The sequence below is a fragment of the Lentisphaera marina genome (assembly GCF_028745505.1).
Lineage (GTDB): Bacteria > Verrucomicrobiota > Lentisphaeria > Lentisphaerales > Lentisphaeraceae > Lentisphaera > Lentisphaera marina.
This window is the reverse complement of the sequence record NZ_JAQZZL010000002.1, coordinates 1,534,139-1,550,302: the sequence shown is the minus strand read 5'-3', so window position 1 is coordinate 1,550,302 and position 16,164 is coordinate 1,534,139. Positions and strand designations below refer to the sequence as shown.

Genomic DNA, 16,164 nt, shown 5'->3' with positions numbered 1-16,164 from the left:
ATAGATGTGTTTTTTGTATTCTTCTATCGTTTAATTCCAAGAATGTTTGATAAGAGTTAATCCTTAAGGGAAACTATATGGTAAATTTTTTCTCATTCTTTCACTATGTTTTTTGTGTGTATGTAGTCTACATGAAAGAAGAATGAACTGGTAAAATGATTAACATTTAATAAATAATGATAATTATTTCACCAAAAACGATTGATATTTCGTCATCAAGGCCATATTATACGGAAATTTGACGTGAAAATTAAACTAAGGAATGCCCCTATGACCAAGTTAATGAGCTCTTTTGCGCTAGTTGCATTTATGCTGAGTGGAATATTTAGTATTCATGCAGAAAATAAGAAGCCAAATATTGTTTTTATTTATGCGGATGATCTGGATGCAGATGAGATCAACTGCACAATGAATGATGTAGATATTTGGCCATCTCCCAGTGGTGTGAAAAGAGTTCATGGTGTAGGTCACAAAGCTGGAGTTCCCAAGGTATTAACCCCTCACATCGACAAGCTTGCTGATGAAGGGATGATTTTGACTCGCTTTTACGTAAATGCCACCGTTTGTAGTTCCAGTCGTTACTGTCTTCTCACCGGTCGTTACGCTACTCGAGGTATAGAGCTTCAAGATGATTATCCAGCGGGGACTCATGCTACTTTAGAGTGGCGCCCAGCAATCCTCAATACTGAGACCAGCTTGCCTAAAGAATTGAAAAAGCAGGGCTACCGTACGGGAATTATTGGTAAGTGGCACAATATGAAAAGGAATGATCTGCCTAAGCGCAAAAAGGCAGATCATGCTCCAAATGCCACCCTTGAGCAAACTAAGAAATCTGAGAAAGCAATCAAGAAATATTACCAAGCCGGAATTGATTATTTAAGCAACGGTTTTGGTTGGGACGTAGTCGATAGAATGGAGTGGGGTAACTCGATTGTAAACCTCGACTGGCAGTGTGAAGGAGCTGTAAAATTTATTAATGAGAGTAAAGATCAGCCCTTTTTTCTATACTGCTCACTTCCTGTTCCCCACGGTCAATATTACTTTGATTATAATGATATCACTACCTACAATCAACGTGTAACCTCCGACGGTCTTTTGGATGAGCCACTTTACTTCCTGCCTAAAGTTGAAGATGTGTTCAAACGAACCAGAGCAGCAGGTGTGCCGGATCAAAATGCCATGGCAACTCGTATGGATGATTACGTGGGTGCGGTAATGGATGCATTAAAGAAAAATGATCTACTAGACAATACGCTTGTTATTTTCACTAGTGATCACGGAGGAAGAGGAAAAAACAGCTGCTATGAAGGTGGTTCAAAAGTTCCACTCATAGCCGTTTGGCCTGGCAAAATAGCTCCAGGGACAAGACATGATACCCTTTGCGGTAACATTGACATGGCTGCAACTTTAGTCGAGGTTGCAGGTGGAACGTTAGCTGCAGATATGGCTCAGGACAGTAAGAGTATTGTACCTCAGTTAACGGGCAATGGTGAGCCTGCCGACTGGCGCAAGTATATGTTTGTTGAAGCTGGAAACACTAAAGCTGTGTTCAGTAAAGATTGGAAATTACTGGTTAATCGTGTGACGCCTGAGATTGAAAAGAAAATGAAAGCGAACCCCAAGAAAGTTTTTTGGACTGGTGTGGATCACCACAACTACGGCAATGAACGCATGTATAAGCATTACTGGGATTCCGATCAGCTCTACAATCTAAAAGCAGATGTTTACGAAATGAAAAACCTTATCAATAATCCTGAATATCGCCCAGTTCTAGAAACGCTAAAAGGTGAATTATCCAAGTTCGTTAAAGGCTTGCCTCACACTTTCGGTGAATTCGGTCAGTGATTGAATTCAAAGCCTTGTAATTAACTAAATGTTAATCATTTTAAGTCGTGATTAATTTTAAAAAGTAAACAATTATGTCTGAAGAAAAGTCAAAACCTGCTCGTAAAGAAGAGATTGCCTACAATCATATCTGGGAAATGATAAGTTCCGATAAGTATGATGAGGGGGACCTTCTTCCTACTGAAAAGTCCATTGCAGAAGACCTTGGAATAAACCGTCTTACTGTTTCAAAAGCTTTGGCCTGGCTAAAAAAAGAAGGCTACATCAATCGTCGCGCTGGTTATGGAACAGTGGTTACTCGTAAGCCTCCTTCTAGCAACACTAGATTGATATTGGTAATCTCACCTTGGCCATCATGGGAAAAGAGCTCCAATTGGTATTTCTCCAGACTTCTATATGCGGTTCATGCAGAGGCGCTTTTAAACAACGCCACCACAGTGAATGTCGCTTTCAAATATGAAGAAGAGGAAGTGGGTAAGAACTTTAATAGAATTCGCGATTTATTTAATGCCGTGAAATGTGAAGGTGCTCTAGTTATTGATCCCTTTATGTCGACTCATAATCAATTGATCGATTTCTTAGATGACCTGAAATGTCCAAGCGTTTGGGCCGGTTCCAGCTTGGAAAGTCGTGAGGGAATTCACAAGGTCGATATTGATGACTTCCAAGCGGCTTTTGACCTAACTCAGAAACTGATAGATGATGGAGCTAAGAAAGTTGCTTTCATGGGGGGCTATCTCAATACTCTCGCAAGAAAGCAGCGTCTCGAAGGCTTTAAGGCGGCTATCGAGAAAAATGGTCTTGAATTTGATGAGCGCTACATCTTATGCAGTAATTCATTAAGTTACTTGGAAGATGTGGGCAATGAATGTGCAGGTCTTTATGCAGCACGTCGCCTGGAGGCAGATGCACTCTTTGTAAATGATAGCAGTATGCTCGAGGGTATGAATGATTTCTGTAAACTTTATCCCAATGAGTCTACTGAAAAACTGGCATCACTTCCTGTGGCGACTTTTGATTTTGAGAGTATTGAATCTGTTCCAAATGTTAAATATTCTGTGGAACAGGATATTGAAGAAATGGGGCGTCAGGCTGTTCAAGTCTTCTTGTCAGATCTTGAAAAAGATCCGACAAAAACTGTGGAAAAATGTATTCCGGTTAAGATCAAAGAATACTAATTCTGCATTGCACAGAGCCTGGCTCTGATTTAAATAACAACTGTTTTTAAAAGGAATGGTTTTGTCTATTCCTAAAATTAATGCGTAATGAAAAGAGGAAATAATGAAAAAATTATTATTCACAGCATTGCTTTTGCTCATGGGGCAGGCCTTTGCTGAAGACTTCCCTAGGGCAGTTATAACCCTTTACGGAGATAAGGAAGAAATTGATTTTGTAAAGATTCAGCCTGGTGAAGGTATGGACTATCATTATTATGATAAAGCCATAAAAAATAAGGTGATTTTTAGGAGTGTTGAAGAGCCTGAGAAAAAATGGCAGGAAATGCAATTTAGCTTTCGTGCATCAAAGGCAGGGAAAGTGCGTCTGAAAATCACTGGACGTCATCATGAGAAATCGGGGAAGGTGAACTGGATCGAATATGATGACCTAAAAATAAGCGGCTCAGATATAGTAAATGGCGATTTTGAGCAATTAAAGAATAGTGGAGTTTCGGAAGGTTGGTGGAAATTTAACTCCAATCAATTAATCAAAGGAGATGCGGCGAATGGTGAGCATTATATTATTGCAGGCGGCAATAGTAAATGGGTTCAGCAGTGGATTGAAGTTAAAGAAGGAACAAAAGTGACGATTAGCTTCAAGTGCCGTGCACCCAAAAAAGAAAATATTAAGAAGGCTGAGCTCGAGGCAAGTATCTAATTTTTTTGGAGATTTAAAATGTTGATCATTTAAAATATTAAGATAACCATTTGATATTTTCTCCGTGAACGTTTAGTTTTATCTGTGAATTTTAAAAAAGAGATTAATGAATGACTGTGTTATCCCCTGGAAGAGCCTTTTTATTTCTTGCGGTTCTCGCACTGAGTTTTGTTCAAGCGAAGCCAAAGAATGTATTATTTATTGTTGTCGATGATCTGCGACCTGAACTGAACTGCTATGGTGCTGAGTATATTCATAGTCCGAATATTGATAAACTCGCTGAGCAGGGGGTTTTGTTTGAGCGTGCCTATGTTCAGCAGCCGGTTTGTACTGCATCGCGAGCCAGCTTTTTAACTGGTTTAAGACCGGATAGCACTGGTTCTGATTATCCTTATTCAATCTACACGGTTGAAGAGCTTTTGGAGGGTAATCGCCCATCAGTCATGCGTCATTTTATGAATGAGGGTTATTACGTTCGTTCAGTTGGAAAAATTCACCACGTATATAACGAGGATTTCACTGAAAAATCTGTGAGTGCCGGCTGGGGAACTAAGTATGTCAATTTTGCCAAAGGGAAGAAAAAAAGCGAGCTTCCCCCTTATGAATGTGAGGATGTGGAAGATGATGCTTATGACGATGGTCAAAATACCTTAGAGGCTTTGAAAACACTCCGTAGAATGGCCAAACAGGATAAGCCATTTTTCCTTGCTCTAGGTTATTGGAAGCCTCATTTACCCTGGAATGCACCCAAAAAATACTGGGATCTATATGATCGTGAAAAAATAGATTTAGCAGAAGTCAAAGATTTGCCAATTGATGCTCCAAAGTACGCTCGTGATTGGGCGAATTTACAAAAATATAATATTCCCAAGCCAAGCAATGGTCGCATAGTGGGTGACGATGAATATGCCCGCAAAATGAAGCATGCTTACTTTGCTTGCGTGTCTTACATCGATGCTCAGATTGGTATTGTTATGGCTGAACTTGAGCGTTTAGGCTTAAAGGAAAAGACTATCATTGCTTTTATTTCTGATCACGGCTGGCATTTAGGTGACCAAAATCACTGGGGTAAATCTACGAATTTTGAGAACTCAAATCGCGCACCAATGATTGTATCGACTCCTGGTTATACGCAAGGTACTAAAACAAAGGCCTTAGTTGAGTATGTTGACGTTTACCCAACTCTTTGTGATCTTGCTGGAATTAAAGTACCCCAGTACTTGGAAGGTAATAGCGTAAAACCGCTTTTGCGGAATCCGCAAAGAGAGTGGAAGTCTGCTGCATTTAGCCAGTATCCACGCGGTTATCCGAAGGCAAAATTTGAGGGCTTTTCCATCAGAACGGATCGTTATCATTACATTGAGTGGCGCGAACTGGATGGATCATTCAAAAGCCATGAACTTTATGATCATAAAAACGATGCCATAGAATCGCGCAATGTAGCCAACACACCGGAGTATAAATCGGTAGTAGCTGAACTTAAAAAGCAACTTAAAGCAGGTTGGAAAGCAGCGTTACCAAAAGGTATTGTGAACAATTCCAATAATCCTGTTGCACCACCTTTTGTACCATGGGGCAAAGAAGCTGCGTTTGGCCCGCACTCTAAAAAGAATAAAAAGTAGGGAGTCATGATGATATTAAAAAAATTAGTTTCTCTGAGTGTATTCTTTGGTATGTGTTTTGCGGCTTCCGCAAAGCCAAAGAATGTTTTGTTTATCGCCGTAGATGACCTTAAGCCCATTTTGAATTGTTATGGTTACGATTACGCAATCTCGCCCAATATAGATAAATTAGCCCAGTCGGGCACAGCCTTTCTGAATGCTCATTGTCAGCAAGCTGTCTGCGGGCCTTCTCGAATTAGTTTACTCACAGGATACTATCCGGATACCACTGGAATTTACGGAATGGCAGCTGGTAAATTTGTTCTTCGCGAATGGTACCCGGATATACTGACCTTGCCTCTTCACTTTAAAAATCAGGGCTACATCACCTTAGGAACAGGTAAGATTTTTGATCCTCGCAATGTGGAAGATGATTGGCATGGTCCACAGGATAAAATTTCCTGGACTGAGTTTTTTGGAACTAATCCCTACAATAAAAAAACAGGTCCACCAAAAGCGGGACATTACCACAATCCAGAAATTATAAAACTTGGGAAACAAGTTGAAAAAGAGGGGAAGGCTAAAGGTCTAAAAGGTAAACCCTTGCGTTTTTACATGCGCGAGCATGGCGCCGGCCCTGCCGTTGAAAGCTATGATGTTCCCGATGATGCCTACAAAGATGGCGGAGTGGCTAATCGCGGCATAGAACAACTCGAGAAACTAAAGAATTCAGATAAACCTTTTTTTCTTGCTCTTGGCTTTTTAAAGCCTCATTTACCTTTTGTGGCGCCTAAAAAATATTGGGATTTATATGACCGTTCAAGCTTACCCTTAGCGGAGTACCAGTCTTACCCTAAAGGTGCGCCGAAATGTGCTGAAACAGAATATGTTGAAGCTCGTGGTTACGGCGGCGTGCCGGCAAAAGGCAAAATTGACGAAGCAACTCAACGTGAACTTCTCCATGGATACCTGGCTTGTGTTTCTTATGTGGATGCCCAGATTGGAAAAGTCATGAAAAAATTAAAAGAAACGGGTTTGGACAAAAATACAGTTATCGTCTTTTGGGGGGATCACGGTTTTCACCTCGGTGATAAAGGTCTGTGGACGAAACACACCAATTACGAACAGGCAACGCGTACACCTTTAATTATCGCCAATGCAGGTTTACCATGTGGAAAGAAGACTAATACGCCTGCGAACCTCATCGATATTTTCCCAACTGTGTGTGAATTAAGTGGAATTAAAACGCCTGTAAATCTTGATGGTAAAAGCTTGGTTCCGGTTTTAAAAGATAGCTCGAAAGACGTGCAGGAATATGCAGCTAGTATTTATACTCACGATAAGCGCTGGGGAATTACAATTCGCACCAAGCGTTACCGTTACACCGCCTGGTACAAAGGCTGGAGAAATAAGGCTACGAAAGGTAATATGTACGTGAAGAACCCTGAGCATGTGGAGCTCTATGATTACGATAAAGATCCGGAAGAGAAAGCTAATCTGGCTGATAATTCGGAGTATTCAGGTATTTTGAAGAAAATGGCTAAGCTTCACAAAGAACACATGGCCTTTACACAGTCAAAGCAATTTAAGTAATAGAATAGAGCAGGGGGTGAAACTCTGCTTTTTTCTGTGAAAATAACAAATGTTTAACATTTAATTTAAAAAATTAATCATTTAAAACTTGAAGCGGCTAAGTTTTGGGTTTATATAGATTTATGATTTTAGCAAAAGGGAAGAATATGAATTTTAAAAATATGCTCATTAAGCTCGGTACAGCTTTTGTTTTTACGGCGGCTCTTGCCATGTCTGCGGCGGATCAGCGCCCCAACATCATTTTAATTCTCACCGATGATCAAGGTTACGACGATTACGGCTTTGTTCAGGATAAACTTGAAACGCCATTTATGGATAAGTTGGCTCAAGAGGGCGTGCGTTTCGATAATTTCTATACGGCACCAGCTTGTGCGCCAACTCGTGCAGCTTTGATGACGGGTCGTGATTTTATGCGCGTTAGTACTGCATCAGTGGGTTTTGGTGCAGAAAGTCCCCATCTAAATGAGTATTATTTGAGTGAAGCCCTAAGAGATGGCGGTTATAAAACTGGCATGATGGGTAAATGGAACCTGGGCTTGGCAGATGCTGACCTCCCTTCTCGTCGCGGATTTGATGAAGCTTGGCCGGTGGTTCGCCAAGATATTCGTAGCTATGGCCGTTACGAGCATTTTAATCCGCCATTTTTCCACAACGGTAAATATGCAGGTCGTGAAAAGGGCTGGCAGGCTGAAATTGTTACTGATAAGGCTATCAAATTTATTAAAGAAAATAAGCAGGCGCCATTTTTTCTCTATCTTCCTTATGCGCAGCCCCATGAGCCGTGGATCTGTCCTAAAGAATATCATCATAAGTATTTAGACAAAGGTTTGGGCGAGAGCTACGCCATGTTCATGGGCATGATGGAGCATCTCGATAGCCAGGTTGGCCGTGTTATGCAGGCCGTTGAAGATGAAGGGATTTCCGATAACACAGTAATTCTTTACCTTGGTGATAACGGTCCAACTCCAACCACGCGTTTACTCCGTGAAGATGAGCATGGTTATTGGCAGAATGGTAAATTTTATGACTTAAATGAAGAGGAATGGAAGCAACGTAACCCCTCTGGATTAAGATCTAAGAAAGCAACTGCCTGGGAAAATGGCGTTCGTAATCGTCTCTCAGTGTATTGGCCGGCAAAATTTAAAGGGCGTGTGAGCAATGATTTCTCCTTGGTTATGGACATCTACCCAACGCTCCTGGATATGGCAGGTTTGTCAGCAAAATCATCTGCACCAAAACTCAGCGGAAAAAGTCTCTTACCACTTTTAAAAGATGCTAAATCGAAATGGCCTGAGCGTGAGTACTTTTGTGCAGAAACTGGTTCACCGCAATCGACTCCAGGTGAAGACGGCTACGATCATCGCTTTACAAAAAATACACTACCATTTAATCAGCGTTGCAGTGCTTATTATAGCGGTGACTGGGTTGTGGTGAATGACAATGGTAGCTGGGGCTTATTCAACTTAGCTAAAGATCCCCGTCAGGTCAAAAACCTTAAGAAATCCATGCCGGAAAAATTTGCAGTGATGAAAGAGCGTTATGAGCTTAAGAAGCAGGAAATTTTAAATGATGCTCATGCCTACACGGCACCTGTTCAGGTCATTGGTTTTCCAGATCAAAAAACTTCTTATGTAGAAATCGAAAGTATGTATAAAACCAAAGGTAAAAACCGCGTGAGCTGGGCTAATACTTTCTTTGGTGAAATTGGTGCTGAGCAAGTTTTGAAAGTTGATGTGCGCACTGCAGGAAAATACAAAGTTATGCTTCGTGCAACAGATGCTCCCGATGGAACTCAGTTCCAACTCAATGGCAAAGGTGTCAATAAGACTTTTGAACTCGGTAAGGGCAAGTTTCATGACTTAGGTGTTTTAGATCTCAGTAAAGGTGTTCAGGATTTGAGCTTTAAACTTCTAGCCGTTGACGATAAAAAAGCACTTAAGAAAATGTCTTTCTGGAGTCTGAATATCACTAAAAAGGGGCAGTAATATGGAAGCAGTGATGATTGAGGACGAGTTCCTGAAAAATTTTCAAAAAGACTTCATGTTCATGAAAGTAGAGGAGGGGGTTCTTCGCTACGAAAATGGTGATGAGGTAACTCTTTGGGGGCATAACTTTCAGCCAAATCTTTATTGGGAATATAAATTTCGCATGGAGCATGCAGGTATTCCCATGACTTTGGAGGTCATGCAGGATATGTGTGACGATGGCTTTGCCGATATGAAAAAAATGGCTAGCGACGTTATCCGTTGTCATTTAACCCCGGCAGATTTTTCTGATGCTAAAGGCAACCTTGTTCACAATATGTGGTTGGATATGTTGGCCTACACCATTGCCAAGGCACGGGAAAACGGTGTTTATGTTTATCTGACTTTTATCAATCACATGGATTTTACATTAATTAAAGAATCCTTCGTGGCTAATTCAACAAGAGAAGAGTGGATCTTTGATCCGGAAATCGTTGAGTGTACTCACAATATGGTTCGTCAATTAATCAATTATGAAAATCCCTATACTGGGATCAAGCTTAAAGACGATCCTGTTGTCGCTGTTTGGGGTCTGATTAATGAACCCGAGTACATGACTTTTCAGCAAATGAATGAAAGTGTTAAGCAAAAGAAACTTTTCTTTGACTGGCTCCAAAATAATGATTTTCCTTTCAACGATGTTTACTATGCCAAATACCGTCGCGAAGTCGTTCGAGATTACATCGACGGACTCCACGATTTACTCAGATCGGAGGGCGCTCAGCAGCCAGTAATTTGGAACTGTAATTGGCCGAGAATGATCGATTCAAGAAAAGATGTTTTTGCGGGGATCGCAGATTCAAAAGCTGATGCATTGGCATTTTGTCTATACCCTGGTCAGGATGATGTGGCAGCTCCCTTTGTGGAACACCCCGCGGATATGAGCGATCGTAATTACTTGCCTTTCCTCAAATTTTGTTATGAAGATTTTGATCACTTAGGCTGGTTGCGAAGTCCGCAATTTGCGAACAAAGCAAAAGTTGTTTATGAGTTTGAAACCATGTATAACCCCAAGAGTGCTTACTTACATCCAGCCATTGCAAAACTCTTTCGTTCTTTAGGTGTTCAAATGGCCATGTGTTGGACTCATACTTTTAATATTTATGCTCAGTATTTAGGTGGCTCCCACGTTCTTAATCTCAAGACTACACCTAAAAAAGCTTTGAGTTATATGATTGCCGGCAATGTGTTTAGAACTCTGGATCGTGGATCAAATTTTGAGATTTTCAGCGACAAAGATGACTGCTTTAGTGGTTTTGCTCTTTCGAGAGAAACAGATTCCTGTCTCATGAGTCGCGGTGGGGTTTATGCTAGTGTTGGTAACAATGATTGGTGTGGGATCTTACCATCAGAGGACTTAAGAGAAATTATTGGTTTTGGTTCATCACCACTTGTTAATTATGAGGGTGGGGGGCTTTATTTTATCGATGTTAATGAAGAATCAGTAGACATAGAAATTTACCCTCATGCAGAATTCGTCCGCAATCCCTGTGAATGGCACACCGATGGAGGAATTGTAACGGAGCTGGATTATCAAACTGAATTTCCTTTTGAACTCAAATTACCTGGACGTAACCCCATAAGGTTTAACGCTGCTCCAGGAACTTACTCAATCAATTTTTAGGGAGCCTATATGAAGTTATTTACCGCATTTGTTTTTCTTTTTGTACTAGGTCTTACGGCAGAGGATACTCGTCCAAACATTTTGGTTCTCATAACCGATGATCAAAATAAAGATAGTATTGGCGCGTATGGCAGTAAGTACTCAACACCAAATATCGATCGCCTAGCTAACGAGGGTGTGGTTCACAACCGTGCTTACACCACTGCGACGCTCTGTGTGCCTGCACGATACAGTTGTTTGACGGCCTCTTACGCCAGTCGCTGCAAAAACTGGATTTATGGACCCCTCACTCGTCATGCATCTATTCGCAATGGCTCCTCCTTTTGTGAAACGGATCGCACGGTGGTTCAGGCTCTTCGAAAAGCCGGTTACTTCACTGGTGCTACAGGGAAATGGCATAATGACTTGGATAAAGAATTTGCAGCTTTGATGAAAAAAATACCCAAGGATGCCGACCCAAAAGATCCTCAGGTAATTGCGATGCTCAAAGCCGTTCAGGATGAATTGCGCCGCCGTCTAGATGTGTACGGTTTTGATTATGCGGAGTACATCACTGACGGTAATTTAGATCATTTCCCTAAGGCTTTAGAGCACCATAATGTGGAATACACAGTCAAAGGTGCAGTGGATTTTCTTGATCAAGTTCCAGAGGGAAAACCTTTCTTTTTATGGACGGCTTTTACTGTGGCTCACGGCCCCCACGAACCCATTGATTCAGCTGGCTTGGGAATGACTCCCCAGGGCTACACTGAGAAGCATTTTGGCCTTATGCCTGATCGCAGCAAGTTTATCGATAAGTCGGCTAAATGGCGCAATGTGGTGAAGGAAATGGTTACTTGGATGGATGCCGGCGTTGGCGTTATTTTAGATAAGTTAGAAGCTCAGGGCAAGATGGATAATACCTTGATTATTTTCCTTTCCGATCAGCAAAATCACGGAAAGGCATCACCTTACGAAAGAGGTGCGAATATACCTTTCATTGCCCGTTGGCCAGAAGCTATCGAAGCTAAAACTCAGAATGATACGCTCGTGGATGTGACTGATATGGCGGCGACATTTTTAGATATCGCAAATGCTGAACCAGTTGAGGGCGCCATCATTGATGGTATGAGTATTCAGCCAGTTTGGAGAGGTGAAACAGATGAGCTTAAATCGGCGATACTCATTGAAAGTGGTTTTGCGAAAGGAGTAATTACCAAAGACTTTAAATATATTGCTATTCGCTATAATAAAGAATCACTTAAACGCGGTTTTATACCTCCGCAAAGTGGAACTATTCCTGAGCACTTGAAGAAGGGTACGTTTAAAATTCTTTGGGAGAAAAACCCCTTTGGTCAACCGCGCGATAATATCGGTGGAATAGTTGATCCAGATCAGCTATATGACCTTCGCAAGGACTCCAAGGAAGAGCGTAACTTAGCTAGAAATCCTGAGTACACCAAAAAGATGCGTCAGCTCCAAAAGCAGCTCTCTACTTACGTGAAAAGTATTGGTCGCCCTTTCGGAGAATTTACTGAATAATTGCATTGGATTTTTAATCCACAGATTTCTTAGGTAGGTACAGATAGCTGTTCTGCAAAAGGAATTTGATGAAATGCTAAAATTAATAATAAATATTAAATCAACCTCAGTGAGCTCAGTGCCCTCTGTGGTAAAAATATCTAAATGTTGGTCGTGAAATGAAATTACTTGTTTTTAGTTTTCTTAGTTTATTTATATTTACATCCTGTGAGCAGAGGATTAAGCTTCCACAGTCCACAAAAACTATCGAAAAGAAAACTCAGGAACTTACTGAAAAGAAAACTCAGAAAGTTGTAAAAGAAGTCCCTAAGGAAAAAGAACTTCAAAGAATTTATGTGAAAAATGGTCGTTTCGTCTATGAAGATGGCAGTGATGTTAGTCTTTGGGGAGTGAATTATCAGGTCTCGCTCAATTACTGTATGAATCGCTTTGTTAAAGCAGGAATCCTCGATTGGAATGAATTTGATTCACCAAAATATTATCGCATTATTGATGAAGGTTTAGATGAAATTGAAAAGCTCGGTTGCGACGTGGTTCGTGTGCATCTTTCACCTCATGAACTAGCGAATTTTGATGGCTCATTGAAGCAGTCGGATAATCTTAAGATTCTCGAATACCTCATGGCTGAATGTCGTAAGCGTAAGCTCTATTATTATTTTGCTTTTTTAAATCACCTCGGAGCTACTAAAAAAAATGCTTGGGGAACCCTTTTGGAAGATCGAGATGGTGGTTTGCTTGAACAAACTGAGTGGTTCAGTGATCAAGATTTTATTAAACGCTCACAAAACTACATCAAAAATATGCTGATCAAAAAAAATCAGTTCGATGGTGTGCGCATGATCGACGACCCGGCTTTTTGTCTGATTGAGTTGGTAAATGAGCCGGAAACACCTCATGAAGATAAGCCCGACACAAAATATCATAAGGTTTACACCAAGTGGTTGAAAAAGCAGGGTAAGAAAAATAACGATAAAAACTTCCAGCTATGGCGTCGCGATATGGTGAAAGGTTACCTGGATAGTATGTGTAATTTCATCGAGGGCATAGGCTGTAAGACTCCAGTAGGTTGGTCGCATAAATGGGTTCAGGCTATGAAGCATGCGGGCAGTGACGCTGAATGGCAAGCGAGTTTGTCGTCAAAAATTCCTTCAGTGAGTTTTTCTACCTATCCAACTCAGAGTGTGGTTTATCAATACGTTCACGACCCAAAGAAAGACCTGAGAAAAATGGATAAAGTGACTAACTCACTACCCTATCTCAACGAAGCTTATAATAGCCTAATTCATCAGGGCTGGGCTAACAGTAGCGAATTCCGCAAAAAAGCTCATTTCATATATGAATGGGAGCTTCATGCGACAATGACGTCTTACATGTACCCTGCTATGGCAAAATACTTCCGTGCTCAGGGGGCTCAAATTGCGACAATGTGGACTTATATTCCACCAAGACTTATCAACTATGCTGCCGCACAACACATGCTGAGTCTTAAAGGGACGCCTGCTAAGTCTGCTTCTTTTATTGCCGCTGGTAAAATTTTTAGAGATACGCCTCTTTATCAGCAATTTACGACTAGTGCTGAGGATGCTGATTATTTCAAAAATACCGCTTTGGATTTTAAGCACCTTACTTCTGCTTACGCAGATGATGAAAGCCTTATTTATTCAGGGGATATGCCAGATTCATACACAAAACATTTGCTGACTTCGCAAAAAGTAGCTAGGGGCTTTGATGAAATTATTGGTTTAGGAAGTTCTCCACTAGTAAAATATTATGGTAGTGGACTTTATTTTATTGATCGCTCAAATAAAGATGAAGTAACTATAGAAATTATGCCTGATACTGAGTGGGTTCGCTCTCCGGTTACAGGAGGAAAAATGCTGAATGAAAATGGTCAGGCACCCAAGAATGATGACCCGCCATATTCCAGCAATAAGGAGTATTACTCCAACATGAGTAAATACCGCCGTCAGCTCTCCAATAAATTCACTTTTCATAAAGAGCATGCTATGAAATTGGACTTTGATTTGCCACCTAACGTACAGGTTTATCGTATAGAAAGGGGCAGGGAAGTTCTAGTGAAAAGTGAAAAAAATTCACCGCTCAAATTCATGGCTAAGCCAGGGAAGTATGTGGTTAAATAAGTATCGGACTACGTCCTCAAGGTATCGCTTCGCTCAAGGTATTAATTCGGACTACGTCCTCAAGGTATCGCTTCGCTCAAGGTATTAATTCGGACTACGTCCTCATGGTATGGCTTCGCTCAAGGTATTAATTCGGACCGCGGAGCTCCAGCTCCGCTTTGTAGTTATAAAATATTCTCTTGGGTACGCCAAGCACCAGTTTGGCAATTTCTAAAAACACTCCAACTAAGTGATATATATTTAGCCTTTAGGCTAGTTAGTTGATCATCCAACTTTGTGTCATAAAAGGTAGTGTCCCAAATTTTCTGTAAATTCTGCTATAGCTCTACTTTAAGAGTTATGAATAGCTTCCGAGACTTCGCGAGAATGGGAACTTTCTCGTCGGAGCGAAATTGAGGAAGTTGTTTGTAACTCGGGGTAAAGAAGATGCAGAGTGGTGTTGCACCAAAACAACCCACAAGGAATTATTATGCACCACTCTACACACGAGAACAGTAGTGTCTTATTAGAAATGATCCACCAAGTCACAGAAAACGGCGAAAGCGGAATGCTTGAAGCTATGAGAGTATTACTAAATGAAGCGATGAAAGTAGAGAGAAGTAATTCTCTTGATGCTGCTCCATATGAACGCAATGAAAATCGCTTAGGTTATGCTAATGGCTATAAAAACAAAACCGTAAACACTCGACTTGGAGCAATGAAGCTCAACATTCCTCAAGTCAGAGGTGAAATCGATTTTTATCCAAGTTCTTTAGAAAAAGGCTTACGAAGTGAGCGAGCTTTGATGACAGCTATGGCCGAGAGTTATATTCAGGGAACTTCGACAAGAAAAGTCACGAAACTTCTAGAGAAAATGTGTGGTCTTTCCGTGAGTAAATCACAGGTGTCACGAGTTGTATCTGAGCTAGATGAAAGCTTAGAAAAGTGGCGTAACCGTCCTTTAGGGAAATATCATTACCTTTTGGTGGATGCGAGATACGAAAAAGTTAGAGTAGATAAGACTGTTCGAGATTGTGCTTTGTTAATTGCTTATGGGATAGATGAATCAGGAAAACGCTCAGTTTTAGGTACAAGTGTCTCTTTAAGTGAAGCTGAGGTTCATTGGAGAAACTTTTTCCTATCATTGAATGCTCGAGGACTTCATGGTCTTAAGATGATCACGAGCGACAGTCATTCGGGACTGAAAGCCGCTTTAACAACTGTCTTTGGGTCAATCCCATGGCAGAGGTGTCAATTTCATTTACAGCAGAATGCGGGGGCTTATGTGCCTAAGAAAGCGATGCGTTCAGAAGTTGCACAAGACATTCGAGATATCTTTAATACCCCTTCAAAACAGGACGCCGAAAGACTTTTAAAGCTTACTTGCTTAAAGTATGAAAACAGTGCTTCTCAATTATCTGAATGGATGGAATCCGCACTTCCTGAAGGCTTTTCTGTATTTGATTTAGATCGTTCTTGTTGGACAAAACTGAGAACCACCAATATGATTGAAAGACAGAATCGAGAAATTCTAAGGCGAACTAGAACCGTGTCTATTTTCCCAAATGAAGCTTCACTGCTTAGATTAGCGTCCGCTATTCTTATGGAATTAGATGAAACCTGGATAGCTACAAAAAGAGTTTATCTGTCTGTTTAACTAAAATTGGTCAACACCAATTTACAGAAACAACGGGACTCTATCTCATAAAAAAATAAAAACAGACTTGATAATCATCTGTTTGGGTTTTATGAGTAAAGAAATTCATAGTGAATTAAACAATTTTAAGGATTAAAAAATAATGTTGAGATGTCAACAGCAGAATAATTGTCAGACCAATCCCGGCGAGGGATCTGGATGCTTTGTTCTGTCGTGATTAATTAATTTAATCACCCCCAATTTGAAGCCCCGGATCGTTTGCGATCCGGGGCTTTTTTATTGTCTAACAGGCAAAATTTGATAC

General features: G+C 40.8%; 10 protein-coding genes. All 10 read left to right on the top strand.

The features are described from left to right. Positions 1 to 270 precede the first annotated feature (270 nt). Positions 271 to 1,845 carry a sulfatase family protein gene (locus PQO01_RS17185; RefSeq protein ID WP_274315379.1) on the top strand — a complete coding sequence of 525 codons (1,575 nt, stop codon included), beginning with the start codon at positions 271 to 273 and terminating at the stop codon, positions 1,843 to 1,845. Positions 1,846 to 1,919: 74 nt separating this feature from the next. Beyond that, on the top strand, positions 1,920 to 3,023 hold the full coding sequence (locus PQO01_RS17180; protein WP_274315377.1) for a GntR family transcriptional regulator: 1,104 nt from the start codon (positions 1,920 to 1,922) through the stop codon (positions 3,021 to 3,023). A 103-nt stretch (positions 3,024 to 3,126) separates the two neighbouring features. Further along, complete coding sequence (locus PQO01_RS17175) at positions 3,127 to 3,720, top strand: hypothetical protein (RefSeq protein WP_274315375.1); 594 nt, start codon at positions 3,127 to 3,129, stop codon at positions 3,718 to 3,720. A gap of 110 nt (positions 3,721 to 3,830) precedes the next feature. Then, positions 3,831 to 5,342 (top strand): sulfatase, encoded by a 1,512-nt coding sequence (locus PQO01_RS17170; RefSeq protein WP_274315373.1) that lies wholly within the window; start codon positions 3,831 to 3,833, stop codon positions 5,340 to 5,342. A gap of 9 nt (positions 5,343 to 5,351) precedes the next feature. Next, positions 5,352 to 6,914 (top strand): sulfatase, encoded by a 1,563-nt coding sequence (locus tag PQO01_RS17165; RefSeq protein WP_274315371.1) that lies wholly within the window; start codon positions 5,352 to 5,354, stop codon positions 6,912 to 6,914. Between the two features lie 146 nt (positions 6,915 to 7,060). Beyond that, the gene (locus PQO01_RS17160) at positions 7,061 to 8,899 is read left to right on the top strand and encodes a sulfatase-like hydrolase/transferase (RefSeq protein WP_274315369.1); all 1,839 of its coding nucleotides are present in this window, start codon (positions 7,061 to 7,063) and stop codon (positions 8,897 to 8,899) included. A 1-nt stretch (position 8,900) separates the two neighbouring features. Continuing rightward, positions 8,901 to 10,562, top strand: coding sequence for a glycoside hydrolase 5 family protein (locus PQO01_RS17155; protein WP_274315367.1), 1,662 nt, complete (start codon positions 8,901 to 8,903; stop codon positions 10,560 to 10,562). 9 nt (positions 10,563 to 10,571) lie between these two features. Continuing rightward, positions 10,572 to 12,083 carry a sulfatase family protein gene (locus tag PQO01_RS17150; protein WP_274315366.1) on the top strand — a complete coding sequence of 504 codons (1,512 nt, stop codon included), beginning with the start codon at positions 10,572 to 10,574 and terminating at the stop codon, positions 12,081 to 12,083. Positions 12,084 to 12,241: 158 nt separating this feature from the next. After that, the gene (locus PQO01_RS17145) at positions 12,242 to 14,224 is read left to right on the top strand and encodes a glycoside hydrolase 5 family protein (protein WP_274315364.1); all 1,983 of its coding nucleotides are present in this window, start codon (positions 12,242 to 12,244) and stop codon (positions 14,222 to 14,224) included. Positions 14,225 to 14,693: 469 nt separating this feature from the next. After that, positions 14,694 to 15,860, top strand: a complete 1,167-nt coding sequence (locus PQO01_RS17140) for an IS256 family transposase (protein ID WP_274312071.1) — start codon at positions 14,694 to 14,696, stop codon at positions 15,858 to 15,860. Positions 15,861 to 16,164: the final 304 nt, after the last annotated feature.